At 43.8% G+C, this 23980-nt stretch carries 28 protein-coding genes and 1 other annotated feature; of the genes, 1 reads left to right on the forward strand and 27 read right to left on the reverse strand.

Annotated features, from left to right (window positions below):
* The first annotated feature begins 38 nt into the window (after window positions 1-38).
* Window positions 39-581, forward strand: coding sequence for a transcription repressor NadR (locus ACIGG7_RS07055; protein WP_397549251.1), 543 nt, complete (start codon window positions 39-41; stop codon window positions 579-581).
* A gap of 75 nt (window positions 582-656) precedes the next feature.
* Here ACIGG7_RS07055 and pheA read toward each other — a convergent pair whose 3' ends face one another.
* The 27 genes from pheA to ACIGG7_RS07190 form a co-directional block, all read right to left on the reverse strand.
* Window positions 657-1511: a prephenate dehydratase gene (pheA, locus tag ACIGG7_RS07060; protein WP_397549252.1), complete on the reverse strand. Its 855-nt coding sequence runs from the start codon at window positions 1509-1511 to the stop codon at window positions 657-659.
* Window positions 1512-1603: 92 nt separating this feature from the next.
* Window positions 1604-2059, reverse strand: a complete 456-nt coding sequence (locus ACIGG7_RS07065; RefSeq protein WP_044339521.1) for an ACT domain-containing protein — start codon at window positions 2057-2059, stop codon at window positions 1604-1606.
* Window positions 2060-2194: 135 nt separating this feature from the next.
* Window positions 2195-3481, reverse strand: a complete 1287-nt coding sequence (obgE, locus tag ACIGG7_RS07070; protein WP_224940001.1) for a GTPase ObgE — start codon at window positions 3479-3481, stop codon at window positions 2195-2197.
* A gap of 35 nt (window positions 3482-3516) precedes the next feature.
* Window positions 3517-4047, reverse strand: coding sequence for a Spo0B C-terminal domain-containing protein (locus tag ACIGG7_RS07075; protein WP_397549253.1), 531 nt, complete (start codon window positions 4045-4047; stop codon window positions 3517-3519).
* Window positions 4048-4442: 395 nt separating this feature from the next.
* A complete protein-coding gene (gene rpmA / locus ACIGG7_RS07080) occupies window positions 4443-4733 on the reverse strand; it encodes a 50S ribosomal protein L27 (protein ID WP_032087495.1) in 291 nt (96 codons plus the stop codon).
* A gap of 12 nt (window positions 4734-4745) precedes the next feature.
* Window positions 4746-5081, reverse strand: coding sequence for a ribosomal-processing cysteine protease Prp (locus ACIGG7_RS07085; protein WP_397549254.1), 336 nt, complete (start codon window positions 5079-5081; stop codon window positions 4746-4748).
* An 11-nt stretch (window positions 5082-5092) separates the two neighbouring features.
* Window positions 5093-5401, reverse strand: a complete 309-nt coding sequence (rplU, locus tag ACIGG7_RS07090; protein ID WP_224939998.1) for a 50S ribosomal protein L21 — start codon at window positions 5399-5401, stop codon at window positions 5093-5095.
* Between the two features lie 12 nt (window positions 5402-5413).
* Window positions 5414-5492 (reverse strand) — a sequence feature (ribosomal protein L21 leader region).
* Window positions 5493-5559: 67 nt separating this feature from the next.
* Window positions 5560-6996, reverse strand: a complete 1437-nt coding sequence (locus tag ACIGG7_RS07095) for an Rne/Rng family ribonuclease (RefSeq protein ID WP_397549667.1) — start codon at window positions 6994-6996, stop codon at window positions 5560-5562.
* A gap of 106 nt (window positions 6997-7102) precedes the next feature.
* Window positions 7103-7969, reverse strand: coding sequence for a M50 family metallopeptidase (locus ACIGG7_RS07100; protein WP_397549255.1), 867 nt, complete (start codon window positions 7967-7969; stop codon window positions 7103-7105).
* Window positions 7962-8738, reverse strand: coding sequence for a M23 family metallopeptidase (locus ACIGG7_RS07105; RefSeq protein ID WP_224939996.1), 777 nt, complete (start codon window positions 8736-8738; stop codon window positions 7962-7964). Before ACIGG7_RS07105 ends, ACIGG7_RS07100 begins: the two co-directional genes overlap by 8 nt.
* A gap of 232 nt (window positions 8739-8970) precedes the next feature.
* Window positions 8971-9774 carry a septum site-determining protein MinD gene (gene minD / locus ACIGG7_RS07110; protein WP_224939995.1) on the reverse strand — a complete coding sequence of 268 codons (804 nt, stop codon included), beginning with the start codon at window positions 9772-9774 and terminating at the stop codon, window positions 8971-8973.
* A 1-nt stretch (window position 9775) separates the two neighbouring features.
* The gene (minC, locus tag ACIGG7_RS07115; RefSeq protein ID WP_224939994.1) at window positions 9776-10456 is read right to left on the reverse strand and encodes a septum site-determining protein MinC; all 681 of its coding nucleotides are present in this window, start codon (window positions 10454-10456) and stop codon (window positions 9776-9778) included.
* Between the two features lie 83 nt (window positions 10457-10539).
* Window positions 10540-11061, reverse strand: a complete 522-nt coding sequence (gene mreD, locus ACIGG7_RS07120; protein ID WP_224939993.1) for a rod shape-determining protein MreD — start codon at window positions 11059-11061, stop codon at window positions 10540-10542.
* Window positions 11058-11936, reverse strand: coding sequence for a rod shape-determining protein MreC (gene mreC / locus ACIGG7_RS07125; RefSeq protein ID WP_224939992.1), 879 nt, complete (start codon window positions 11934-11936; stop codon window positions 11058-11060). Before mreC ends, mreD begins: the two co-directional genes overlap by 4 nt.
* Before the next feature lie 163 nt (window positions 11937-12099).
* Window positions 12100-13107, reverse strand: a complete 1008-nt coding sequence (locus ACIGG7_RS07130; protein WP_397549256.1) for a rod shape-determining protein — start codon at window positions 13105-13107, stop codon at window positions 12100-12102.
* Window positions 13108-13362: 255 nt separating this feature from the next.
* Entirely contained in the window at window positions 13363-14073 is a 711-nt protein-coding gene (gene radC, locus ACIGG7_RS07135) for a RadC family protein (RefSeq protein WP_397549257.1), read from the reverse strand.
* Between the two features lie 28 nt (window positions 14074-14101).
* Window positions 14102-14674 carry a Maf family protein gene (locus ACIGG7_RS07140; RefSeq protein WP_397549258.1) on the reverse strand — a complete coding sequence of 191 codons (573 nt, stop codon included), beginning with the start codon at window positions 14672-14674 and terminating at the stop codon, window positions 14102-14104.
* 147 nt (window positions 14675-14821) lie between these two features.
* Complete coding sequence (locus tag ACIGG7_RS07145; RefSeq protein ID WP_397549259.1) at window positions 14822-15799, reverse strand: hypothetical protein; 978 nt, start codon at window positions 15797-15799, stop codon at window positions 14822-14824.
* Window positions 15800-15899: 100 nt separating this feature from the next.
* Window positions 15900-16340: a type II secretion system protein gene (locus tag ACIGG7_RS07150; protein ID WP_397549260.1), complete on the reverse strand. Its 441-nt coding sequence runs from the start codon at window positions 16338-16340 to the stop codon at window positions 15900-15902.
* 11 nt (window positions 16341-16351) lie between these two features.
* Window positions 16352-17116: a hypothetical protein gene (locus tag ACIGG7_RS07155; protein ID WP_397549261.1), complete on the reverse strand. Its 765-nt coding sequence runs from the start codon at window positions 17114-17116 to the stop codon at window positions 16352-16354.
* Entirely contained in the window at window positions 17113-17736 is a 624-nt protein-coding gene (locus ACIGG7_RS07160; protein WP_397549262.1) for a pilus assembly protein PilN, read from the reverse strand. The genes ACIGG7_RS07155 and ACIGG7_RS07160 overlap by 4 nt, the downstream gene beginning before the upstream one ends.
* A complete protein-coding gene (pilM, locus tag ACIGG7_RS07165; protein ID WP_397549263.1) occupies window positions 17736-18698 on the reverse strand; it encodes a type IV pilus biogenesis protein PilM in 963 nt (320 codons plus the stop codon). The genes ACIGG7_RS07160 and pilM overlap by 1 nt, the downstream gene beginning before the upstream one ends.
* Before the next feature lie 15 nt (window positions 18699-18713).
* Window positions 18714-19460: a prepilin peptidase gene (locus tag ACIGG7_RS07170; protein ID WP_397549264.1), complete on the reverse strand. Its 747-nt coding sequence runs from the start codon at window positions 19458-19460 to the stop codon at window positions 18714-18716.
* Window positions 19461-19934 (reverse strand): prepilin-type N-terminal cleavage/methylation domain-containing protein, encoded by a 474-nt coding sequence (locus ACIGG7_RS07175; protein WP_397549265.1) that lies wholly within the window; start codon window positions 19932-19934, stop codon window positions 19461-19463.
* A gap of 111 nt (window positions 19935-20045) precedes the next feature.
* Window positions 20046-21257: a type II secretion system F family protein gene (locus ACIGG7_RS07180; protein ID WP_397549266.1), complete on the reverse strand. Its 1212-nt coding sequence runs from the start codon at window positions 21255-21257 to the stop codon at window positions 20046-20048.
* Complete coding sequence (locus ACIGG7_RS07185; protein WP_224939981.1) at window positions 21258-22301, reverse strand: type IV pilus twitching motility protein PilT; 1044 nt, start codon at window positions 22299-22301, stop codon at window positions 21258-21260.
* Window positions 22302-22310: 9 nt separating this feature from the next.
* Complete coding sequence (locus tag ACIGG7_RS07190) at window positions 22311-23969, reverse strand: GspE/PulE family protein (protein ID WP_397549267.1); 1659 nt, start codon at window positions 23967-23969, stop codon at window positions 22311-22313.
* Window positions 23970-23980 lie beyond the last annotated feature (11 nt).

Here is a 23980-nt window from a genome sequence, read left to right on the forward strand (position 1 = left end):
ATGATTTCCTATATGAATTTGGGACGGAGGAGATATCTTTGACAGGAAAAAAAATCCTTGGGGATGAAAGAAGAAAATGGATCCTCGATAAACTTATCACGGAACAGGCCCCTATAACAGGTGGAGATCTCGCCAAGCAGTCCAATGTCAGCCGGCAAGTGATTGTAAGTGACATTACGCTGTTGAAAGCAAAAGGTGAACCGATCATCGCAACAAGTCAAGGATACTTATATATGCCTGCTTCAAATCAGGACACCATGATTGAAAGAACCATTGCTTGTCAGCACACCCCTGACAAGTCGGAAGAAGAGCTCTTCTTACTGGTTGATCACGGGGTCACTGTCAAGGATGTAAAGATCGAACACGGAGTTTATGGGGATCTGACCGCATCGATTATGGTATCGAACCGAAAAGAAGTAGAACATTTCATGAAGAAAATTGATGAAACAGGCGCTTCCTTTCTCTCCGAGTTAACCGATGGCGTGCATTTACATACGATCATGGCCCAATCGGAACAAACACTTGAAAGAGCTGAAAAAGCCCTTCATGACGCGGGATTTTTGATTTCGAATGATCATTAACGTCGTTGCTGTGACCCGAAAAGGGGCCAGAAGACCGACAAAAAGGCAGAATCCATAAAGGAATCTGCCTTTTTATTATTGATCCAATAAATAAGAAGAATATGTACCGATCATTTTCACCTTGCAGCCAAGTGCCTCCATTTCATTGATGGCGCCGGGCAGAAGGACATCATCCAATCCTTGAGCCACATCAATCAAGAAGAAATAATCTCCTAGCCCGGTTTTAAGGGGTCTTGATTCAATTTTACTCAAGTTCAGCTGTCTCCAGGCAAACGTGGACAACACTTGGTGGAGTGCTCCCGATCGGTCTTTCGGAAGGGTGACCATCAAAGTCGTCTTCTCCATTGTTTTTTCCTGACCTGATAGTGTCAGCGGTTCAGCCTTCTTATGCAACACAATGAACCGGGTATGATTATAGGCAAAATCATGGATGTTTTCATGCAGGATGTTCAGCCCGTACTTTTCAGCTGCCAGCTCATTTCCGATCGCACCGAGAAAGGTCTCAGGATGCTCACTCACGTATTTAGCAGCCGCAGCTGTACTTGTCGTTTGTTCCAGAGTAGTCCCCTTAAACTGCTTATGGAGAAACTTATGGCACTGCGCCAGTGCGTGAGAATGAGAGAGGATCTTCTGAATGTTCTCTTTCCTCCCGCTCCATTCAGGGTGGACCATTAAATGCTGCTGAATGGCCGACGTCAACTCTGCGACAATCGATAGGTCTGCTTCATGAAACAAATAATCCACCGTAATATGCACCGAGCCTTCCAAAGCATTCTCTAAAGGCACTACGGCATAATCCACTTCATTCTCTATCACCGCTTCAATACAATCGGGGATCGTTACGTACGAAACGGTTTCTTCTTCAGGGAAAGCCTTCTTGACTGCTAAGTCTGTAAAGGAAGCTTCCGGTCCTAAGTATGCAATCTTCACTCTGATCTTCCTCTCACTCACTTGAAATTTATTGAACATTCTAACACGTAGAGGGGTAAAGGGGAAGGATTTCTTATAAAAAAAGAGAAGCGTCAGGCTCCGGAACCCAACACTTCCACTTTCTCCACAAATTCTAATCTTCTTAGCTTTGAGAGTAAGTCTTCCAATCCGATCGTCAGGTCCGTCACGTTTAAGGAGAGCGTCACATTCGCTCTTCCCTGTAACGGGATCGTCTGATGGATCGTTAATATATTACAGCCATGCTTGGCCGTTTCACTTAATAGGTGAGACAACGTGCCTGATCGGTCCTCCAAATGAAAGAATAACGTGATGATTCTCTCCTTCACCACAGTATGGAAAGGAAAAACGGTATCCCGGTATTTGTAAAAGGCACTCCGGCTAAGATCTACCCGGTGGACCGCTTCCCACACGGAATCCGCCTTGCCCCTTTCGATTAATTCTTTTGCATCCAGGGTTTTCTTCATCGCTTCCGGCAACACGTCTTCACGTACTAAATAAAATTTGCCTTCTTGAAATTTTTTCCCCAATGACGATTCCTCCAATTGTCTAGCTGCAGAGGTCAAAGGCAGCATGCCCCTTTAAAAACCGCTTTCGCTTTCTATTGTAGAGCAGGTAGCGGCAGCCGCCACCTGCTATCTGTCTGAAATAGGTGAAGGATGAACTTAATCTACAAATTCGAACTCGTATTTTATTAATCGGATTGTATCGCCATTTTTGGCACCACGTTCACGAAGGGCATCATCTACACCATAAGAACGAAGCTGTCTGGCGAAACGTCTTGCCGAGTCTTCACGTGAGAAATCCGTCATTTTGAACAAGCGTTCTATTTTCGCACCTCCGACCACGAATGTTCCATCAGGATCACGCGTGATCTCGAAGTCCCTCTGCTCTTCTTCATGCTTGTAAACAACACGGTGAATCCCAGTCTCTTCTTCTTCATGGATTGGGAATTCATCAGTCGTTTCCACTTTATCCGCAACGGCATACAACAGTTCAGCAAGACCCTGTCGTGTAACCGCTGAGATAGGGAAAACAGGATAATCCTCCTGCATCTTTTCTTTGAAGATCTCAAGATTCTCTTCTGCATCCGGCATGTCCATCTTATTCGCAACGATGATTTGAGGTCTCTCCGTTAAACGAAGATTGTACTGCTTAAGCTCTTCATTGATGGTCAGATAATCCTCGTATGGATCTCTTCCTTCCATTCCACTCATATCAATCACATGCACAATGACGCGGGTACGTTCAATGTGACGTAGGAACTGATGACCGAGCCCGACGCCTTCGTGGGCACCTTCGATCAATCCAGGTAAGTCTGCCATCACGAAGCTTCTTCCATCACCCGTTTCCACCATCCCTAAATTCGGAACGATCGTTGTGAAATGATAAGAAGCGATCTTAGGCTTCGCTGCTGACACAACGGAAAGCAATGTGGACTTCCCAACGCTTGGGAATCCTACCAATCCGACATCAGCAAGAAGCTTCAATTCCATAACGATATAACGCTCTTGTCCCGGCTCACCCTTCTCAGAAAGCTCCGGTGCAGGATTGGCAGGAGTCGCGAAGCGGGAATTCCCTCTTCCTCCACGGCCGCCTTTCGTGATGACGGCACGTTGACCATGCTGCACAAGATCCGCAATTGTTTCTCCAGTATCGTCATCCTTCACAACGGTACCCGGCGGAACTTTGACAATCATATCCTCCGCATTGCGCCCATGCTGATTCTTACTCATCCCGTGCTCACCACGAGGTGCTTTGAAATGACGTTGATAGCGGAAATCCATTAAGGTTCTTAAACCTTCATCCACTTCGAAAATGACGTCTGCTCCATGACCGCCATCTCCTCCGGCAGGACCGCCTTTCGGTACATATTTCTCACGACGGAAGGCAACCATACCGTTTCCGCCGTCACCGCCTTTTGTATAAACCTTGACCTGATCTATAAACATACTTTCACTCCTAACTGATCCGTACAGTCGTCCTATTAAACGACAACATGAACGACAAGAACCTCTTCTTGAAGTTGTTCTATTTCTATATTTTCTCCGTTTGATCGTTGATTTTTAATCCAGTCTTCCACCATGCTTGTACTCTTTAGTATACCTGTGAAATCAAATATAAAACGGGATTGTTCTTTTGTAATGTCCAGTAAGATGGATAATTGATTCTCTACATTGTTCATTACATTTGATTCAAGGAATACCAGAAACTCCTTGCACCAGTTGTAAAGTCTTCGGTCTTCAAGTCCATGTGCCGACTCGATCTGAAGGACTTCAAACTCCAGCTTGATCAAATGTCTTGACCAATTATAGGTTAATATCCATTCTGCCAATAGCGGAAGCTTTAGATTCGATAGCTTCGACTCATTTTGTGCAACGAGAACCATTTCCTCGATCACCTGCTTCGCCCGTTCCACACGGTCAAGATCCAGGTTCCCTTTAATTAATTGCAAGTCGTTCATCCAGTCGTGGCGAGCATGCCTCAATGCCTCGACTACACCCCAATTTTCGCTCATAATCTAACTCCTATACTTTAAGTGCTACCTGTAAGTATATCAAAGATAGGCGTGATGCGTATATTGTTTCTGTGAAATTGGTGGGTGGGGGATGATGGATTCTTAATGAATTGAAAATAAATCTCTCGTTTTGAAAATAAATGCACGAGAATTGAAAATAAAATTCTGTTTTTGAAAATAAAAGGGCTGAAATTGAAAATATATCGCTTTGCACATCTACTTTTTAATCAAATTCTCCCTATGTTAACCCTATTACTCACTAAAGTCTCCCTAATTCAGCAGATTCAATCGTAATAGGTATAAAACCACATCAAAACCCGATCTCCCACACACTTCTCTAATAAAAATAAAACTCTAACCGAAAGTCGGTTAGAGTTTTCGTTAAAGATATGCGATTAAGCTTCATTCGCAACTGGGTATACGCTCACTTTTTTCTTGTCACGACCCATGCGTTCGAAACGAACAACACCGTCGGTCTTAGCGAAAAGTGTATCGTCGCCACCACGGCCGACGTTTAGGCCTGGATAAATTTTTGTACCGCGTTGACGGTAAAGAATTGATCCACCAGTAACCATTTGACCGTCTGCACGCTTAGCACCAAGACGCTTTGCAATAGAGTCACGACCGTTTTTAGTCGAACCTACTCCTTTTTTAGACGCAAAAAACTGAAGGTCTAATCTTAACATCTGTTCCACCTCCTACTTTTTGAAGGTTATTTTAATAAACTCACTGTAGTCTCGTTCAATCGTTTGGAGGCTGATAAGCATGCTGTTCAACAGCAGCTGAATCTTGCCCTCTGTTTCTTCCGGAAGGTCATCAGGGATGACACAGCGAAGGAATCCACCATCAGAGGATTGCTCGATGGACGGTTCAACACCGGTTAACGCCATAATGGCATTGATACTGCCGAATGAAACAGCAGAAGCACCTGCACAAACAATGTCTTGCCCATTTTCGGCAAAATCAGCATGTCCATCCATAGAGAAAGAACGGATTCTTTTCTTGGAGGAACGCTCTACGTAAACGTTAATCATGATATCACGCCTTACGCGTTGATTGTGTCAATGACAACTTTAGTGTAAGGTTGACGGTGACCTTGCTTACGACGGTAGTTCTTTTTCGCTTTGTATTTGAATACTACAAGCTTTTTCGCGCGGCCTTGTTTTTCAACTTTCGCTGTTACAGTAGCTCCATCCACTAAAGGACTTCCTACTTTCACATCGTCACCACCAACGAATAGAACTTTGTCAAAAGTTACCGTATCGCCTTGCTCAGCGTTTAGCTTCTCGATGTAGATTTCTTGACCAGCTTCTACACGGATTTGCTTACCACCTGTTTCGATAATTGCGTACATAATCGCACCTCCTTATAAACTCAGACTCGCCAATGACAGGTGTTGGATTGCTCCACACTTATGTACCTGTAATGTGCGGTTGTAGCACGGGTGCTACAATCAATAACATTAGAATCCTATCATATAAATGAATACACTGTCAATAACATTCATGAAATTCATATGATTTTCGTTATATGATAATATGGATGATCGTGAGTGATTTTCGTTAAGGTGATTTTTTTATTCAATGCTTTCTGAAGTCTATCAAGGTGAATGCCCTGTTTTCCTGCAAACACATCCACTACTTCTTGGGAGGCCTCCACTTGGATTTGTGAAGCATCCAGTCTTTCACATTCCCACAGTTCCCGTTCGAGCTGGAAAGCCATCGTTTCAGGACTCATCACCCTCCCTGTCCCGTGGCATATCGAACAAGGTATGGTCAAGGAAGCAGCGAGGGGCTGACGGGTCCTTTTTCTGGTCAATTCCAGGATCCCAAGTTTCGTGAACCCGACGATGGTTGTGCGCTGCCGGTCAGAGAGCAGGGCTTCTGAAAGTGATTCGATCACTTCATCCCGATGACTCTCCTTCTTCATATCGATGAAATCAATCAGGATCATCCCACTCAAATTACGGATAGTCAGCTGTTTGGCCATTTCTTTTGCCGCGAGTTTGTTCGTTTGAAGGATGGTGCCTTCTAAGTTGTCTTTTCCAGTGAATTTTCCTGAATTGACATCCACCACCGTCATCGCTTCCGTTGTTTCTATGACTAGAAAGGCCCCGTTCTCCAGCCATACCACTTTCTTCATTGCGGTTTCCCAGATAGAGAAGACTCCATATTGTTTAAAAATATTTTCGCGACCCTGATAAAGCTCGAAACTCCATTTTTCTTTAGTCTCTTCCCCACACATCTCCTCCACCTGAAGCATGCTCTCATACTCATCGAAGACAATCTTGCCTCCCCCGCCTTTTTTCAAATGTTCGTGGAGATCTTCATAAAAGGTATCCTGCCGAGATAGGAGGGACGGACACTTTGCCCTTAGGGAAACTTTCTCAAGACGTTCATAAAGAGATCGTAAATCGATTAATTCTTCATGTAAATCGGCTTCCTTCACACCGGAAGCATTCGTACGCATCACAACGCCTTCTTCCGGACGTTTCCATTCATTCCCTAATCGTCTTAACACCTTTCGATTCTCATCATCCACTTTCTTGGATACCGCGACATAGTGACCTTTAGGCATATACACCATATGTTCGCCCTTCATTTCAATGACTGCCGTCAACCTGGCGCCCTTTGTCCCGATCTCATCCTTGGTGACCTGAACGATGATTTTCTGACCTTCGTGGACACATTTACTGATCGGCACCGGAGGACTTCCTGCGTGATACGCTTCTACATTTTGTGGGAAATCCTTTTCGTGGAGGTACCCGTTCTTCCCCTGCCCGAAATCGATGAACGCCGCACCAAGTCCTTTTTGGACCTTGTCGACTTTCCCCAAGTAAATATTCCCTGTTAAGCTTTCTTCTCCAGGCTGATATGTATATAAACCGATGATTTCATTATGTGAACGATGTACCCACCGTTTTTCCCTGCTTTTACTATGTACGATCATTTCTTCCACAATGGAACCCTCATTTCTATAATGGATGCCCTGAACAACAGAAAAAAGGGTTGAATTCAACCCTTTTAATCAGTATGCCCTTATTTTATACGGTTCGTCAATATAGGTAGAGTAGATCCTTCGTTTTGGCAGAAGTCATCTTTTCAGCAAAAAAGGCGTGGAGAAGTTCGTTTTCATCGAGCTTCCCCACTTCGACTCCTTTCTCAAATACAACCAGGGGATGCTTGACTCCGCGCTGAAACCGTTCCACCACTGTAATGATGGAATCATCACTTTCAATCGGCAATGGCCTCAACTGAACAAATTGATGACTCTTCCCGTAATACCTCTCTAATAAGAACTTCATGAACGCATATCGCCTCTGTTTCCAGTCCACCCAAAGGGAGAAGTAAAGGAAAGAAAGGACAATCCACAGATTCAAGTGCAAGGGAGCCGTCATGAGCACAATCAGATGAAACAGTAGTAGTAAACCAAAAGAAAAGAGGAGCGTGTATTCATACGCTCTCAAATAATTGAACTTGGTAGCAAGCATCAAAGAAACCATCTTCCCGCCGTCCAGCGGCCAGATGGGAAGGAGGTTAAACAGTAACACCATCATATTTAATTGAAAGAAAAGCGAAAATACATCCTGACTGATCACACCAAAGGAGTGGAGTCCCCATCCTAAGGCAATGAGCCACACATGCTGCAGGGGGCCAGCTGCCACCACTAGGAACTCCTCCTTTAATGAGCGATTCCCGTGCTCATCCATCTCCGCCACCCCACCAAAAGGTAACAGGGCGATTTTCTTCACTCTCCAGGAGAAGGACTGGGCCATTAATCCGTGCCCCAATTCATGAATGGTGATGATGACGAGCAGAAGAATCAGCTCGAAAAAGTGTGCCGTCATGATGGCAATCCCGATCACAAGCCACAACAATGGATGGACGTAAAACTTCTTCATAAGTGAAATAATATTAGTCAAATGACATCACCTGTATCGGGTCGATGAATTCATCTCCCATTTTAATGGCAAAATAAAACTCTCCAGACGCTTCGTCCTGACTGCTTGAGGAAACCTTCCCTACAAGAGAGCCCTTCTCGATTGATTCATACTGTTTCACATCAATCGATTCCAAGTTTCCGTACCAGGATTCTGATTGATCTGCATGTTGAATGACCACTGTATTCCCCAGCCCCTCCTTCTTTCCTGCAAAGATAATCAAGCCTCCCTTCATGGCGGTCACATCTTCACCCAAGACGGTTTGAAGCATGATGCCCTGCCCGTTTGTCTTAAAATTCTCTACGACTTTCCCTGAGGCAGGTCTCGCATATTCGGCACTTTGTGTGGAGGTGGACTTTTTATCCGCATTGCTGGCAGGCAATAAGGCAAGTGGTTTACCGAATTGATCTTCATACCAGGTGGATATCGCGGCGAATTGAAATTCTGTATCCATCGTCTTCATCACAACAGACTTGGCCTCGTTAAAAACCGGAGAAGGACTCTTGAACATGATGGCCGTCACCAATACCATGATCCCCGCTCCGAGAATTTTCAGCATAAAGGTTTCCTTTTTGAAAAGTGGATGAACGCCTTCCGGTGGAGGACCGCCTTCAAAGCTGGTTTGACGCTCCAGTCCATAGCGCTCCTCATCACTCGGCAAAAAGTAGGTCGGGTGCTGCGTCCCCCCTGAATTCCCCATTTTTTTTCGTTTTGCTATCCGTTTACGTATTTCATCCGCACGATTCCCCATGTACACCATTCCTTTTTGTAAGGTATTGTTTCATAACCATTGATCTCTTAACTCTGATCAAGAGCGGCTGGGTCCAATCCTGATGATGGGCAAATGGGTGTCAGATCCATACCATGATTCCATTTCACGTGTTTTGCTACAATGTATGACTTGTCCCGTGAGAATATTCATGGGTAAAATAAAAAAGCCCCGGCAGAACGCAATACGCGCCCTGCCAGGACCTTGAAGAACTCTAGGCTTTCACACCGAATAATTTTTTAATTTTCATAAAGACACCGGTTCTTTCTTCATCCAGGGATTGAAGCGGAACGGATTCTCCCAGGATTCGTCTCGCAATATTCCGGTAAGAAATAGAGGCTTTACTTGTCGAATCAAGAGCTATTGGTTCACCTTTATTGGAAGACTTGATTACATTCTCGTCATCGGCGACGATTCCAAGAAGATCGATGGAAAGATGCGTGGTGATTTCATCCACATCCAGCATTTCTCCGTTCTTCATCATATGACTTCGGATACGGTTGATCACAAGCTTCGGCGGCTCGATGTTTTCCTTTTCCAGCAAACCGATGATCCGGTCTGCATCCCGTACTGCCGAAATTTCAGGAGTCGTCACGACGATCGCACGATCCGCTCCTGCTACGGCATTTTTATATCCCTGTTCAATTCCTGCAGGGCAATCGATGATGATATAATCATAGTCTTGCTTTAAGTCCAGTACCAGCTTTTTCATCTGTTCAGGATTGACAGCGGATTTATCACTGGTCTGTGCAGCGGGCAGTAAAAAGAGTTTGTCCTCGAAACGCTTGTCTTTCACAAGGGCTTGATGGATTTTGCATCTACCCTCGACAACGTCCACTAAGTCATATATGATTCGGTTTTCAAGTCCCATCACCACGTCCAGGTTTCTGAGGCCGATATCCGTATCAATCAAACAAACCTTTTTGCCTTGTAGAGCTAATGCTGTACCAACATTGGCAGAAGTAGTCGTCTTTCCTACTCCTCCTTTACCTGAAGTAACAACTATGGCTTCACCCACATTAGCTTCCTCCTTTAAAACTAGTAATATTTGGTCTAAGATGCTTCAAAACTTGTAATCTGTCGACAACAATCTGTCCACTGTCATCCACATACGCGCATTCCATTTCACGGTGATCCCCATCTTCTACCCGATCGGGTGCCCGGTTTAAGGAATCCGCGATTCGCAGCTGGGATGGGGCCATTTTCGATGCCACAATAACCGATTCCTTATTTCCATTGCAGCCGGCATGGGCAATCCCTTTTAATGAACCTAATATGTAAATATTACCTCCAGCGAGGACTTTTCCCCCTGGGTTGATATCTCCCACAACGAGAATGTCGCCGGATACTTCCACGACCTGTCCCGAACGGATGACCCCAGTGAGGGTTTCGATATTTCGTTCATCTATAAGTTTCTCAGCATCATTCTTTGTTATGACATTGCTCAATACTTCGTTTACAACTAAATTGCGTTTTTGTCTAACAATATCCTTCAGCTCTTCAACTTGGTCTTCTGCTAAGTACCGGTTGCCGGTTTGTATATTGACCGTTAAAAGAGGGGTACCTTCTGTTTCCCGATAGTGGGCAGACAGCTTATCATCCAATTCCTTCTTTAACTCGCGAAACGAGCATTGATCGTTGAGATGAAGGGTCAGACCTTCTTTTGTTCCTTTTATCATCACATTTGGCTTCTTATTCATGTCGCAATTTTCACCTCAGTCGTCTATAAATTCGACATAAGCAGTGTCATTTCCTCTTTTTATGAAAAAATTACTAATTGTATTTATTCATCCAACCATTCTTTCCGTTTCTTCAGAAGATAGTTTCTAAATGGAAACGCAAGAATGATATAAAACAGGATATTCAAGACCAGTGTAGGCCATAAACGCCAATCCACAAACTGCATGAAAGTCAAATCCGTCCTCTTGATGATCAGATTGATCTGGTAGACCAAAAATTCCAATACAGAGATGTTCACCATGGAAATGATCCCTAACACGAAGAGGTTATTATGTAACACTTTCATCATCTGATGGGATAAAAAGATGACGAACGGAAATAACACCAGGTAAATTCCATTGATTTCAGTGTAATAGATATCAAATAGGAAGCCAAAAATGAGCCCATAAAGAAGTGCGGTCCGATATTGATAATAGGCACAAATAAAGAACAGCACAATAACAAGGAAATGGGGAACAATTATTTTCTGATCAAACCACTCTTCACTAGGGAACAAATGAACAAATAAGCTTTCGCTATAGTAAAAAATAATAGTCAATAAAGGAAGGAGGAGCCTGCTGATCATTGCTCTTCCTCCTCAACCGCATCTTCTTCTGTCACACCTTGAATTTCACGATCGATGACCATAACGTGCTCTAGATGATAGAAATCAGCAGCCGGCTTCACGTATGCCGTTTGCGTCAATCCATATTGATCAGGCTTGACTTCCTTTACTTCACCGATGACCAATCCCTTAGGAAATACACCGCCGAGACCAGAAGTCATGACTTTAGATCCTTTTTCGACCTTCATATCGTTGGAAATGCGTTTAACCAGAATCTCTTCTTCTTTGTTGTCATAACCTTCGATCCAGCCGTTAATATCCTCTTCTTTACTTTGAATGACAGTGGAAATTCGATTTTTTGTATTATTGGTCGAAATTAATTCCACTGTAGATGAAAATTTATTGACGCTTTTAATTTTCCCAATCAATCCTGCAGAAGAAATGACGGCCATATCAGACTTAATCCCGTTCACTTCACCTTTATCGATGGTGATGAGTTCCTGCCATTGATCCGGGTTTCTTGCGATGACGGTTGCCTGAATCGTACTATAGGCACGAAGGTTCTCCTTTTTATCCAATACCGCCCGTAGTTCATCGTTATCTTGCTTCAGGTCTTTCACTTTTGTTTCAAGCTTGATTAATTCATCCAAACGCGTTTTCAGCTTTTCATTTTCTGTGTATGTATTTTGAAGATCTTGAACGTTATCAACAACTCCGGCTACATAATTGACGGGTTTTGAAACCAACGACTGTCCGAATCCTACCATATCTTTCACAAACTGCTCAGGCCAGCTGATACTGTCCCGGTCCCGCAAAGAAAAACCGATTAATCCCACCAGGACAATGACACTGACGAGCAGAATGATCAAACGTTTATTCAGGAAGAATTGTGGCATGATGTACACCTCAACCTTTTCTCATTCTAGTAAATACTATATCAAAAATGATGATTTTTTGATATCATTCGTCAAAATATTCATGGTTCTTCGAAAAAAGATGGGGCCGGCCTTAAGGCTGCACCTGCACCCATAAGGAGACGTCCCCTATTGCTATCCTTTATTATTTTCCTCTTGTTTTGAATAAGTGAATGTGATCAAGGGCTTTACCAGTCCCAATCGCCACGCAATCCAGAGGCTCTTCCGCGATAAGCACCGGCATCTTCGTTTCATCGCTGATCACTTTATCCAAGTTACGAAGCAGTGCACCTCCACCTGTCAACACAATCCCTCTATCCATGATATCCGCTGCAAGTTCCGGTGGCGTCTTTTCAAGCGTACTCTTAACGGCATCAACAATCGTGTATACGGTATCATGAAGGGCTGATGCAATTTCAACAGCTGTGATTTCAATCGTTTTCGGTAACCCTGTCAGCAGGTCACGACCGCGGATTTCCATCGACTCAATCCCTTCTGAATCTCCGGCCGAACCCACTTCCATCTTGATGGTTTCCGCTGTTCGGTCCCCAATCATCAGGTTATACGTTTTACGGATATAATTAATGATACTATCGTCCATTTCATCACCGGCCACACGGATCGACTGACTCGTCACGATCCCGCCTAAAGAGATGATGGCTACTTCTGTTGTTCCACCACCGATATCCACGACCATGCTACCCGTCGGTTCCCATACAGGTAGATTTGCCCCGATCGCCGCTGCGAAAGGCTCTTCAATCGTATAGGCATCACGTGCTCCCGCTTGTCTAGTGGCATCGATGACGGCTCGTTCTTCCACACCGGTAATGCCTGAAGGTACACAAACCATGACATAAGGCTTTCTGGAAAACGCACCTTTATTGCGTGTCGCCTGTTTTATGTAGTACTTCATCATCGTTGCTGTCGTTTCATAGTCAGCGATCACTCCGTCTTTCATCGGGCGAAGCGCGACTACATTCCCCGGTGTACGACCGATCATATTCTTCGCATCGTTCCCTACAGCAACGATCTGCTTGTTATCTGTCTGAAGTGCAACAACAGAAGGTTCGCGAACGACAATCCCCTTGCCTTTCACGTACACCAAAGTGTTAGCAGTTCCTAAATCAATCCCTAAATCTTTCGTTCCAAACATGGATGGTATCTCCCTTTCTGATACAAATTGGCTGGTTTTTAAAAGGTTTTATGTGTTTTCATAGGAGAGTTGTCCAATCACTCTCTATCTTCGTAATTTTCGTCACAATAATTGTTCGTTCATGCATAACGAAAAGACTCATTCCCTTGTAGAATGACTCTCTTATTTCAGTAAAGTTACGTTATATTGAATCACCATATTGTTTGTAAAAATCATAAGCTTTATTATAGCGTAACCAGGAAAAAAATCATAGTGTCATAAATACCCTTTTTCCTTTAAGCTGATAAACTTCTTCTCCCCTATTATAAGGTGATCGAGGATATCAATTCCAATGATTCGACCACATTCCACTAATCTTTTTGTCACTTCTATGTCTTCCCTGCTCGGTGTCGGATCTCCCGACGGATGGTTGTGAATACAAATGATGGAGGCTGCGGAGCGGCGGAAGGCTTCTTTAAAGACTTCTCTTGGATGAACAATGGAGGCATTGAGGCTTCCGATAAAGATGGTTTGCTTGTGGAGAACTTGATTCTTAGTGTTGAGGTATAAACAGACAAAATGCTCCTGTGCCAGGAACCTCATATCATTCATGACATAATTGGCCCCGTCTTCGGGGGAGCGGATCGAATATCTGTCGTCAAAGGCGAGATTACTGATTCGCCGGCCAAATTCAACGGCAGCCATGATCTGGACGGCCTTGGCAAGCCCAATTCCTTTCGTTTTCGTAATCTCTTCAAGGGACGCATCCTTTAATAGATTCAATCCATCAAAATGAGTCAATAGCCTGTTGGATAATTGAAGTACAGACTCGGACTTTGTGCCTGTCCGGAGTAAAATCGCAAGCAGTTCCTGGTTGGATAAACTGGCTGCACCGCTTTGAATCATTCTTTCCCTTGGTCTCTCATCCTGGGGAAAATCACGGATCATCAACCTGTTTTCTTCCTGCTGAGGGATTGTTTTAACCATAGATTCCTCCTATTCTTACGTGAAGGAGTCATTCTGATTGAAGATAGCCCATTTCAAGTAAAACGCGGTTCACCCGTGAGATAGGCAAGCCAACGACGGAGAAATAATCTCCCTTGATTTCTTTGACGAATTTCGCTCCTATTCCCTGGATCCCATATGAACCCGCTTTATCAAATGGTTCTTCAGATGCGATATAGTCATCGATCTCTTTGGAGCTCAACTCCCAAAACGTAACATCCGTTTTTTCATAAAAGAGTTTCTCCACCTCACCATGGACGATTGCGACACCTGTGTACACTTCATGGGCAGATCCCGATAGCATACTGAGCATTTCTTTAGCTTCTTCTTTAGACCCTGGCTTTCCAAGGATCTTTCCATCCTTTGTCACGACGGTGTCTGAACCGATGACATAATGAGTTGGATATTGATTTGATACTTCCTTGGCTTTTTTCTGTGCTAGATACATCACGACTTCATGTGGCATTAAATCGGATGAAAAGCTTTCATCTACATTGGAGCTCATAACAGAAAAAGAGAGTTGGATTTGTGCGAGTAGTTCTTTTCGACGGGGAGATTGTGAAGCGAGTATGAGGTTGGACACACCATACCAATCCTTTCAGAGTGAAAATTGGGAGATACAAGAATATACTACCAAAATCCCCTACTGTAAACAAGTGAAAAGAGAGCTGGTCTTAGACAGCTCTCTTCGTATGATTATTTCCTAGAAAATAGTCAGAATCAGTCGAAATCATAATCCGCCGTATAGGTGAAGATAAGATAATAATTCCCCTTGAATTTTTTGTGCATCCTCAGGAGATTTCATCGACGCAGCCATTTTTCCCGCGTCCACTAAGGACTTCTTCATCGAAGCAATGGACTCTTGACCTACCTGGATGCCTTCCAATTCCTTTATTCCCGATTGAACGGTCTTCATCGTTTCCTCATCTGGAGTCCCTCCAATCATCCCACTGCTGCTAACCTGTGCGATTGAAGTAAAGAGGGCATTCCCTTTTTCAAGAAATGTTTTCTCTTCTTTAGAGGCGTTGATTCCCTTAGATCCGAGAACAAAATCCTTAGCATACACCTCTACTCCTTGGTCCTTGAGTTTACTTCCAAGGATTTTGGCCGTTTCCAGATCTCCCGAAACACCCAGAAATAAAAAGAATTGTCCGTCTTTCTCTACACTTGCATGAGAAAAGCCTTTTGCTGACAAAGTATCCTGCATGGCTTTTAATTGCTCCTCTGTCGAATACACACCTCCCTGAACGATTGAGGTGGAGAAATCTCCTAATTCGACGGCGGAAACCGCCTGTTGACCGTCCGCTTTCCCTGTAACTGTGTCGTCCTGCAGCGTCGCCGCCGGTGCAGCAGGTCCTTCAGTGGTTGTGATCACTTTAAGCGTCCCAAAGCCAAGGACCGCCCCCACGACAATCGCTCCGATCAAAGACATAATCAGATTAACCGAATCCTGAAAAGGGTTTGTGAAAGACCTTTTCTTCTTTTTACTTCCCGACACATAATGAATCTTTTTATATTCCTGCGGAGGCTCGGCTTCTTCATCAGGAAGGATCCAATCAAAACTGTCATCCTTCGCCTCTTCACCGGCAGCTGTTTCCGACTCCCCCAGCTTCCAATCATACACAAGAAGATCTTCATCGAACTTCGTTTTTTCCCCATTAATTTTGATAGAAATCTTTTTGTCGTTTTTCCCACGATTACCCATCATCGCCACCCTCCTTCATCTATTTTTTTCCATGCTATCACATCCCATAAAAAAAAGAACAAGACTTTTGTCGTCTTGTCCTAATAGGTTTTCGTCAAATTTTTTAGTTTTTCTTCAGGGATTTGATTGATAGAGTAGAAAACGGAATTTCTTCTTTTTCGCCACTATCATTTGTACAAAGATTGTATTCATTTCCCCTTAAACAGATGGATATCACGCTCTCCCCGTTCGCCAGGACATACGATTCATCATCCGGTGCCAAAACGGTTTTGGAATGGGGATCGAGTATCGGTTCGATCAAATTGGCCTCTACCAATTCTTTATAGGTTATCTTATTGATTTGCCGTTCCTGAAGCATGGCGTCTTTTGCATAGTATTGTGCAGAGCTTTTCATCGCCAGGGCATTGGCCACAAAGGCTTGGTGTTTGGATTTTTCAATGATCGTGTTGATCGCCAAAATGGCGATGACGGCAATGATACCTAGTATGACAATCACAGCCAGCAATTCAACAAGCGTGTAGCCTCTTTCATTTTTAATCATCATTCATCAGACCTTTAATGGGTATCTTGTTCTTCTGACTTTTGTTCTGGGAATTGCTGAAAGGGATTCTTTTTGTTTGATGGTACAGGTGCATCCAGCTTAGGGAGTTCCTTCTCAAGTTCTACTAAACCGGGTAAGTAAAAAGCAGAAACAACGATATTCAATTGAATGTTTTCGAATTCATCCTCGTACTGCAGTAATTCCGCAGGACCACTGAAAGAAATCTGTTCCACTTCGACGATGCGGTGCAGTTCTTCTAATTTCTCGATAAACTTCTCGATCTCAAAATAACTCTTCGCTTCAACGGACATAGTGGCCGTCAGCTTTTGAAGTCCTGAAGGAAGGACCTCAGCAGGTTCAGCGCTGTCTGTTGATGCAGCCCCATCCGTTTCTGAGGTTCCCTCAATGGGAGACGTAGCTGCTTCTTCTGTTACAGGAAGAGCCACCGAACCTTCTGTAAATTCAATACTCGTTATCAAGCTATCCGATACGATTTCAGCCTTCTCGAGGTCGATGAGAAGCTGCTGTGTCAACGGTTTTACCGGCACCTTCTGTTGAAGGGAACTTGAATTTTCAAATGAATCCTGTTTGATGGAGGCAATTTTGTTATCCAATACTTCTATCAGTTTCGTTTCAGTCTGAATTTCATTTTGTAGACTTTCTTTTTGAGTCTTGACCGGTAAATAGAAAAACCAGACACAACCTAAGATCAAACTCAACACTAAAACACTGGAGGTACCAATGAGTAGCCATTCTTTTCTATCAAACTGAATGTTCATTCCGAATCGCCCCCTTGCTCCTCGGAATTTTCTTCTGATTCGATCTCTTTGATTGCGATTCTATTTAATATGATGTCATATTGAGCTATGTATCTAGGTAGAACAGATTCTGTATTGACGGCAGATTGTTTGGTCTCCGAGATGGTTTCCGTAGCCAGGGATGATAGTTTGGCATCCTCGATGTACTTAGATTCTTTCAGATGTGTTAAATAATAAGCAGCTTCACTGCTTGTATCAAATTGAATGGATAACTGGATACTACCATCTTCTGCATATGTGAATTCTTTCATGAATCCCCGCTCCGGGAGCAATTCCACAAGATGATCCAAAACCGGTAAGGTATCGATCGGATAGTTCTCTGCCCAACCCACCGCACTTTCTAATTGTACCCATGCATCCGATGACTCAAAGTCTGAGATGTTTTGTTCTTTTTCAGCTCTTTGCTGCTTGGTACTCTGTAACTCAGTCGTTAGAGCATCGACATCTTTTCCAATATTCCCCACAAGTATAAAAAGAACGATAAGTGCAAGGATTCCGAGGGATATGACTCCTGTGACGACATACAGCCACTGGGGGCTCCTTTTTTCGCTTTGAGGTAATAAATTGATATCAACGAGCACTATATCACCTCTTTTAATCCCAACCCGATGGCAAGGAGGAATTCACTTGATAGTTTTTCATTGGAATGGGCATCACGTGCGACTGAAGGCACCTCGATGATGTCGATTTCAAATCGCTTTGACAAGAGGGTATGAATCTCCCCTACCATGGGATGATCGCCGGCAACGTAAATTTTGTTGATGGTTGATTCATCATTTGTAAGCGTATAGCGGTAAAAGCTGATCACTTTGTCGATTTCTTTCATAACGTCATCAAATGGCAGGGATTGAAAATTATTTTGATATGTTCTTTCCTCTACCACTTCCCTCTCATCCCCTAAACCGATCGGCCTGAAAAAGACAGGCTGATGATCATGGAAGATGGATACAGTGACATTTGACTGACTGAAATAGAGAAGCATTTCATGACTTTCTCTTTGAGTCATATCTAAAGAATGAATATAGCGATAATAAGCAAGCGGACTAATATCAGCCACAACGGGCTTTAAATGGGCACCGGTCAGCATCTGCTGATATTCCATGACAATATCTTCTGGTGCAGCGACAAGGATGATTTCTTTCTTATCTTCTTTATTGCCTACCACTACGACATCAAACACCGGATTCTCAAAAGGGAGATGGATACTCGTCCCAATCTCCAGGAACAAGTGACTCTTTACCTCATCGTCTTCGATATCGGAGGAGATAGACATCTTCCTGATGATCATCTGTGTATTCGGTACGATGAATTGAACTTCCCTCTTCTTCATCCCCCAATCGAGGACACATTCCTCCAAAAAGGCTTGAAATGCTTCTTTTTCAATGATTTTACCATCCGAGATCATTCCGTCCGCAATTCGTTTCTCTCCAAATTGATGGATATGTAGAGGAGATACAGACTTCAGTTCAACAAACCGAATCCATAGATCACTGATGACGATATTGATTTTGTTTTTATTCTTATTAAAGAGACGTGATAACATCTTGAATGACCCCTTTTAGCTGTATAAAGAAAAATACCAATACAGGATTGGCTGATGAAAGAAGTATGCTGCGAGCGTTCCCAATACAATGTAAGGACCGAATGCAATGGGTTGTCCTTTTTTGAAGATGCCAAGAAGCAGTCCTGATATGCCGGCAACCGCCCCAAAAAGGGTGGCGAGGAAGAAGGAAAGCATCATTAACTTGACCCCCACAACGAAGCCGATGACAGCGAATAGTTTAATATCACCACCACCCATACCACCTTTACTGATAATGGCGATCAGGAGAAGAAGGCAAAAGCCGGTGAGTGCCCCCGCTATACTGTCCCACCAAGGGTGTAACGGGATGAAAATGCGTTCGATGATAAACAGCCCCGAAAAAAACAACAGGACTTTATCGGGAATGACCATATATTTCAGGTCACTGACCGTGATGATCATGAACAGGGAAACAAGGGTCAGAGCGACAATCAGCTCCGGCTGCAAGCCCAGCATAGTATAAGATAGTAAGAATAATAATCCGGTGGATAATTCCATCAAAGGATAGAGAGGAGAAATGCGCCCTTTACACTGAGCGCATTTACCTCCTTGCATGATATAAGATACTACCGGGATCAGTTCCCTGGCCGTCAGCGTATGCTGGCAGTACGGGCAGGCTGATCTTGGTTTGACGATTGATTTTTTGAGCGGTATCCGAAGGCCGACTACGTTGTAGAAGGAGCCTAGGAGGAGACCGTAAGTGATTACAAGAATTACAATCATTTACTCAGCAGCATTATCTTTTACTGAATCTCTAGTTAACTCATTTACTCCGAGTGCAGTAATACTACGTTTTGAGCCTATTAGAGTTACAGTATAAGTAAATTTACCATCGCCTGCATTGGTAATAGATACGAGAGAGTTCTTTCGATCGTACCCATCTTTCGTTGTTGTTCCACCATCAGGATCTTTTAATGTATCTAAGTAACCTTTGGTTTCCAAATCTTCTAATGTCATTGTTACAGAGGCATCTTTAGCTGGTCTTAAATCTTCATTAGATGAGACTGCTATTTTGGCAGAGCTAATCATCTGCTTTGCATTCGCAATATGTGCATCCTTCCTAGAATTATCAATCAACCCACCTATACTAGGAATTGCAATCGCAGCAATGATCCCTAAAATAACGACAACAGCCAGTAACTCGATAAGCGTCAATCCACGCTCATTTTTCAATCTTTGACCCATTTTCTTTAACATGGTAATTCCTCCTGTTTATTTATCTATTACTAAAAACTAGTAATCTAGTACTAGTATACAACATCCATCCGACAAAAAAATCATGTTTTTTGTAAAATAATAGGTATTTTTCTAATAGTTCTGAACACTATTGAAGATTTCGAACATCGGAACGAGGATTGATGTTACGATGGTCCCGACAAGACCGGCAAGGACCACGATCATGAGCGGCTCGATCAATGACTTCAACCGGTCCGTTGCACTCTCCACTTCCTTTTCATAGAAGTCTGCAACCTTTGCGAGCATAGAGTCCAGTGACCCCGTTTCTTCCCCAATAGCAATCATCTGCGTTACCAAAGGAGGAAAAGCCCAATGCCGTTTCATTGGATCCGTTAGGGATGTCCCTTTCTCCAATGATCTCCGGGATTCACCAATGACACGGGCGACGACTTCGTTTTCTACCACTTTTTCAACAATAGCCAATGCCTGTAGAATAGGGACCGAACTTGAAAATAAAGAGCTTAATGTTCTCGTCATTCTTGCAAGGACCGCTTTCTGCAGCATCTTCCCAAAGATCGGTATCCTCAGTACAGCATAATCCAGATAATATTTCGTTTTCTTATCTTTTCTTAAAACGGCAAGGATGACAACAATAAATACAAAGAACAGAATAATGATGTACCAGAACTTTTGCATGAATTCACTTGATGCAATGACAAACTTTGTAATTGCAGGCAATTCGCCTCCGAAATCAGATAGCATGTTCACAAATGTTGGAACAACAGCAGCCAAAAGGAATATTACGACCCCGATGGCGATGACACCGACAACCATCGGATAAGACAGGGCCGAAATGATCTTCTGCTTTGTGATATGCTGCTTTTCATAATGGGTGGCTAGCCCTTCCAGTGTCTCATCCAGACTTCCCGATGCTTCGCCGGCCTTGAGCATATTGATCAAAAGAGGTTCAAAAAATTTCTTATGACGAGAGAACGCCTCTGATAAAGGATTCCCATCTCTGAGTTCATCTTCAATTTCTTTGAGGGCTTTTCCAAGCGCCTTACTCTCTGTCTGCTCCGCTAGGATATGAGTGGCATCAACGACAGTGACACCTGCTTGGAGAAGAGTGGCAAACTGTCGCAGAAAAATGACGAGGTGCTGCAATTTCACCGGATTGCCAATTGTTATTTCTTTGGTCATAAGAGTTTCAGGCATCTCCAGGATTTCAATAACCCTCACTTCCTGCTTCTTTAACTGAATGAGCGCATCTTTTTTTGTTGAGGCTGTAATGATTCCTGATCTTTTCCCTTTTTGATCTCTACCTGTGTACTTATAACGTCCCATCTATTGAGGAATCTCCTCTCTGATATAAGGAAACGCCATTTCCTTAGAAATGATGCCACTCTCATACAGTTTCATTATACTGTCACTCATGATGTGCATACCTGAAGTTTTGGACGTCTGCATGACGTTTTGGATCTGATGGACTTTCTCTGAACGGATCAGGTTGGCGATTGCCGCGTTGTTCATCAAAAGCTCGGTCGCAGCCCTTCTTCCTTTCTTATCCACGGTTGCAAACAATCGTTGGGAAAGGATCCCGACAAGGACCGATGCCAACTGCACCCGGATTTGTGACTGCTGCTCCGGAGGGAATACGTCTACGATCCGCTCAATCGTGGCTGGCGCACTCGATGTATGAAGGGTCGCAAGGACAAGGTGACCGGTCTCTGCTGCCGTAATGGCAGTATGTATGGTTTCCAGGTCCCGCATCTCCCCTACAAGGATGATGTCCGGGTCCTGCCTCAAGGCACTTCTTAGACCTTTAGAAAATGAATGTGTATCAAATCCCACTTCCCGCTGATCAATGATGGACGCCCCATGCTTATGGAGATATTCAATCGGATCTTCAAGGGTGATGATATGCTTCCTCATTTTCCGGTTCATATAATCTACAATGGATGCGAGTGTGGTTGACTTTCCACTTCCCGTAGGTCCAGTCACCAGGAACAACCCCTGTGGTTTTTCAGCGATTGTCTTTAATGCATGAGGGAGAAATAATTCTTCCATGGTCGGAATGGAGGTTGGGATGACGCGAATGGCTAAAGATACGCATGATCTTTGCTTGAATGCATTCACCCTGAATCTCGATACACCAGGAATGCCGTAGGAAAAATCCAATTCTCCTGCCTCTTCGAATGCAGGGTACATATGATCGGAAATAATCGCCTTCGCCATCAACTCTGTGCTGTCAGGCACTAAATGTTCTTTACCGAATCTTTTTAAATCACCATGAATGCGGAAGATAGGAGGTGATCCCACTGTTAGATGGATATCGGATGCCCCCAGCTCGTATGCATTCTTTAAGAGATAATCAATTTTTTCTTTCATTGCTTTCACCTACTCTGAAATCGCTACTCGTAATACTTCTTCCGTCGTGGTCAAACCTTGTTTCACCTTCAACAAGCCGTCATCGATCAAGAATATGGTTTTGTTTCGTACCGCGTGCTCCCTAAGCTTGGAGAACGGTTCGTTATTCAGGATGACTTTCTTCATTTCATCATCCATGACAAGGACCTCGTGAATGGCGATCCTTCCTTTGTAACCGGTCATATTACAAGAGGAGCATCCTCTCCCCCGGGTGATGGTCTCAATCTTCATTCCCCTTTTGGCGAATATTTCGACCTCCCGTTTAGTGGCCGGCACCTCTTGTTTGCAGTCTCGGCACACCTTCCGGATCAAGCGTTGAGCTACAACCCCGCTCAGTGAAGAAGCAACTAAAAATGGCTCCACTCCCATATCCAATAGTCTCGTCACTGTACTGATCGAATCATTCGTATGAATAGTACTCAGGACAAGATGACCTGTTAAGGAAGCACGAATGGAAACTTCTACGGTTTCCCTATCCCGGATCTCCCCGACCATAATGATATTTGGATCTTGACGCAGTATCGCACGGAGACCCTTCGCAAAGGTCAAGCCAACATTTTGATTCACACCGATCTGATTGATTCCCTCAAGCTGATACTCAACGGGATCTTCTATGGTAATGATGTTCACCTCTTCACTGTTGAGGTGATTTAACGCCGCATATAAAGTTGAAGACTTTCCTGAACCGGTTGGTCCTGTGATGAGGACGATTCCGGTGGGCTGTTGGATCATCTTCATGAATCGCTGATGATTCACCTTGTTGAACCCCAGTTTCGATAAGTCATTCAGGCTCGATCCTAAATCAAGAATCCTCAGTACGATCTTTTCCCCATAAACGGTCGGCAATGTCGATACACGCAAGTCGATGGGATGGAAATCGATATTCACTTTGATTCGCCCGTCCTGAGGGACCCTGAATTCGGTTATGTCGAGATTCGCCATGATTTTAAGCCTGGCAATCAACATGCTTTGCATATGCTTGGGAAGATTTCGTTCCGTTCTAAGAATGCCGTCCACTCTGTAACGAATAACGACTTTCGTCTCCTGCGGGTCGATATGTATGTCACTTGCCTTTTGTGTCACCGCATTGGAGAGAATTCCGTTGACTAATCGGACGATGGGTGAGTCAGAGTCAACCACCGTCTCTTCTACTCGATTTTGATTCCGATTTTCCTGGAAAAGATCTTCAAATCCATCCTCTAAGTCATAGAACTTATTGATGACTTTGAGGATGTCATCCTTCGTCGCAATCGCTGTTTCAATTTGAAAGCCTGTCGCTAAACGCAAATCCTCGATGGCGTAAAAGTCCAGAGGATCACTCATCGCCACAAAAAGCTTGTCCCCTTCTTTTTTGAGGGGAATCATCAAATTCCTTTTCGCTGATTCTTTCGGAATCAAATGGAATAAATTCGTCTCAAAAGGATATCGGTATAAGCTGACATGGGGAATCCCCAATTGGAATTCCAATACTTCAATCAACTGTTGCTCTGTTATATATCCCCTTTGAAGGAGGGCATCCCCCAACTTCTGCCCCTTAGCCTTATCTTTCAGCGTATCCTGTAATTGTGATTGTGAGATAATTCCTGCGTCGACCAGGAGGTCTCCAAGCCTCTTTCTTATGGTGGTCACCTTATCACCCG

Source organism: Rossellomorea sp. NPDC077527, from assembly GCF_044542955.1.
Classification (GTDB): Bacteria; Bacillota; Bacilli; order Bacillales; family Bacillaceae_B; genus Rossellomorea; species Rossellomorea aquimaris_E.

Excerpts from the sequence above, each read along its gene's own strand:
- ACIGG7_RS07170 (WP_397549264.1), bottom strand. The coding sequence starts at position 19,460 with ATGATTGTAATTCTTGTAATCACTTACGGTCTCCTCCTAGGCTCCTTC.
- ACIGG7_RS07085 (WP_397549254.1), bottom strand. The coding sequence starts at position 5,081 with ATGATTAACGTTTACGTAGAGCGTTCCTCCAAGAAAAGAATCCGTTCT.
- rplU (WP_224939998.1), bottom strand. The coding sequence starts at position 5,401 with ATGTACGCAATTATCGAAACAGGTGGTAAGCAAATCCGTGTAGAAGCT.
- ACIGG7_RS07075 (WP_397549253.1), bottom strand. The coding sequence starts at position 4,047 with ATGAGCGAAAATTGGGGTGTAGTCGAGGCATTGAGGCATGCTCGCCAC.
- ACIGG7_RS07175 (WP_397549265.1), bottom strand. The coding sequence starts at position 19,934 with ATGTTAAAGAAAATGGGTCAAAGATTGAAAAATGAGCGTGGATTGACG.
- ACIGG7_RS07130 (WP_397549256.1), bottom strand. The coding sequence starts at position 13,107 with ATGTTTGGAACGAAAGATTTAGGGATTGATTTAGGAACTGCTAACACT.
- mreD (WP_224939993.1), bottom strand. The coding sequence starts at position 11,061 with ATGATCAGCAGGCTCCTCCTTCCTTTATTGACTATTATTTTTTACTAT.
- radC (WP_397549257.1), bottom strand. The coding sequence starts at position 14,073 with ATGGTTAAAACAATCCCTCAGCAGGAAGAAAACAGGTTGATGATCCGT.
- ACIGG7_RS07180 (WP_397549266.1), bottom strand. The coding sequence starts at position 21,257 with ATGGGACGTTATAAGTACACAGGTAGAGATCAAAAAGGGAAAAGATCA.
- ACIGG7_RS07150 (WP_397549260.1), bottom strand. The coding sequence starts at position 16,340 with ATGATGATTAAAAATGAAAGAGGCTACACGCTTGTTGAATTGCTGGCT.
- ACIGG7_RS07095 (WP_397549667.1), bottom strand. The coding sequence starts at position 6,996 with ATGATCGTACATAGTAAAAGCAGGGAAAAACGGTGGGTACATCGTTCA.
- rpmA (WP_032087495.1), bottom strand. The coding sequence starts at position 4,733 with ATGTTAAGATTAGACCTTCAGTTTTTTGCGTCTAAAAAAGGAGTAGGT.
- obgE (WP_224940001.1), bottom strand. The coding sequence starts at position 3,481 with ATGTTTATAGATCAGGTCAAGGTTTATACAAAAGGCGGTGACGGCGGA.
- ACIGG7_RS07155 (WP_397549261.1), bottom strand. The coding sequence starts at position 17,116 with ATGAACATTCAGTTTGATAGAAAAGAATGGCTACTCATTGGTACCTCC.
- ACIGG7_RS07145 (WP_397549259.1), bottom strand. The coding sequence starts at position 15,799 with ATGATGGGTAATCGTGGGAAAAACGACAAAAAGATTTCTATCAAAATT.
- ACIGG7_RS07105 (WP_224939996.1), bottom strand. The coding sequence starts at position 8,738 with ATGGGGAATCGTGCGGATGAAATACGTAAACGGATAGCAAAACGAAAA.
- mreC (WP_224939992.1), bottom strand. The coding sequence starts at position 11,936 with ATGCCACAATTCTTCCTGAATAAACGTTTGATCATTCTGCTCGTCAGT.
- ACIGG7_RS07185 (WP_224939981.1), bottom strand. The coding sequence starts at position 22,301 with ATGAAAGAAAAAATTGATTATCTCTTAAAGAATGCATACGAGCTGGGG.
- pilM (WP_397549263.1), bottom strand. The coding sequence starts at position 18,698 with ATGTTATCACGTCTCTTTAATAAGAATAAAAACAAAATCAATATCGTC.
- minC (WP_224939994.1), bottom strand. The coding sequence starts at position 10,456 with ATGAATAAGAAGCCAAATGTGATGATAAAAGGAACAAAAGAAGGTCTG.